This window comes from Variovorax sp. 01T439_2 (assembly GCF_056398445.1).
On sequence record NZ_JBFTPJ010001031.1, the window covers coordinates 1 to 1,976 of the forward strand.

Here is a 1,976-nt window from a genome sequence, read left to right on the forward strand (position 1 = left end):
GGCATGGTGCGCACCGCGCTCGATGCCGGCCACGCGCGCGTGATCGGCTTCGACATGGGCGGCACCTCCACCGACGTGTCGCACTACGCCGGCGAGTTCGAGCGCTCCTTCGAAACCCAGGTGGCCGGCGTGCGCATGCGCGCACCGATGATGAGCATCCACACCGTGGCTGCGGGCGGCGGCTCGGTCATCGCCTTCGACGGCGCGCGGCTGCGCGTGGGGCCGGAGTCGGCCGGCGCCAACCCGGGGCCGGCCAGCTACCGGCGCGGCGGTCCGCTCACCACCACCGATGCGAACGTGCTGCTCGGCAAGATCCAGCCCTCGCACTTTCCGCATGTCTTCGGGCCGAACGCCGATGAGCCGCTCGACCTGGTGGCCGCGCGGCGCGGCTTCGAAGCCATGGCGCGCCGCATGGCGGAAGCCACGGGCCGCACCGTGGGTGCCGAAGAAGTGGCGAGCGGTGCGCTGCGCATCGCCGTGGCCAGCATGGCCAACGCCATCAAGCGCATCTCGGTGGCGCGTGGCTACGACGTCACGCAGTACACGCTGCAGTGCTTCGGCGGCGCGGGCGGCCAGCACGCCTGCCTGGTGGCCGATGCACTGGGCATGCGCAGCGTCTACCTGCATCCGCTCGCGGGCGTGCTCTCGGCCTTCGGCATGGGGCTGGCCGACCAGCTCGCGATGCGCGAGCTGGCGCTGGAGCGTCGGCTCGATGCGCAGGGGCTGRCCGCGGCGCGCGATGCGGCAGCCACTCTTGCGGCGCAGGCCAAAGGAGAACTGCGCGAGCAGGGCGTGGCCGATGCGGCCATTGCCGCGCTGCACCGCGTGCAGCTGCGCTACGAAGGCACCGACACCGCGCTGGCCTGCGCGCTGCCCATGGCGGGTGCGGCCGAAGAGGCGATCGCCGCGATGCGGGGCGAGTTCGAAGCCGGCTACCGCCGCCGCTTCGCGTTCCTGATGGCCGAGCGGGCGCTCGTGATCGAGGCCGTGACGGTCGAGGCGGTGGGCACTGGCGAGCGCGCAGCGCCCGCAGCCGCACAGGCCGATGCGGCCAGTCATGCACCCGAACCGCTCGCGGCCGTGCGCATGTACTGCGAGGCTGACGAAAAAGCCGCAGGCTGGCGCGATGCCGCGCTGTTCGACGAAGCGGCGCTCAAGCCCGGCGCTTCCATCGACGGCCCCGCCATCCTCGCGGGCCGCAACGCCACCACGGTGATCGAGCCCGGCTGGCAGGCGCGCGCCACCGCGGCCGGCATCGAGCTGCACCGCGTGCGCCCGCGCGTCGCCACGCAGGCCCTGGGCACCAGCGCCGATCCGGTGATGCTCGAGGTGTTCAACAACCTCTTCATGAACATCGCCGAGCAGATGGGCCTGCGGCTGCAGAACACCGCCTACTCGGTCAACATCAAGGAGCGGCTCGACTTCTCCTGCGCGCTGTTCGACGTGCAGGGCAACCTGATCGCCAACGCGCCGCACATGCCGGTGCACCTGGGCTCGATGAGCGAGTCGATCAAGACCGTGATCGACGGCAATCCCGGCATGAAGCCCGGCGACGTCTTCGTGCTGAACGACCCCTACCACGGCGGCACGCACCTGCCCGACATCACGGTGGTCACGCCGGTGTACCTGGAGTCGGGCGACGCACGGCCGTCGTTCTACGTGGCTTCGCGCGGCCACCACGCCGACGTGGGCGGCATCACGCCGGGCTCGATGCCGCCGTTCTCGGCCACCATCGGCGACGAGGGCGTGCTGATCGACAACTTCAAGCTGGTGGAGGGCGGGCGCCTCTGCGAAGCCGAACTGCGCGCGCTGCTCGGAAGCGGCGCCCATCCGTCGCGCAACATCGAGCAGAACCTGGCCGACCTGCGCGCGCAGATCGCCGCCAACGAGAAGGGCGTGCAGGAGCTCCAGGCCATGGTCGCGCAGTTCGGCCGCGAGACGGTGGCGGCCTACATGGGCCACGTGCAGGACAACGC

1 protein-coding gene is annotated in these 1,976 nt (G+C 71.4%); it reads left to right on the forward strand.

Translation table 11 applies throughout. The features are described 5' to 3' along the window. Window positions 1-1,976 (forward strand): hydantoinase B/oxoprolinase family protein (locus AC1DOC_RS31440; RefSeq protein ID WP_478131311.1); only part of this gene is annotated, 1,976 nt, incomplete at both ends.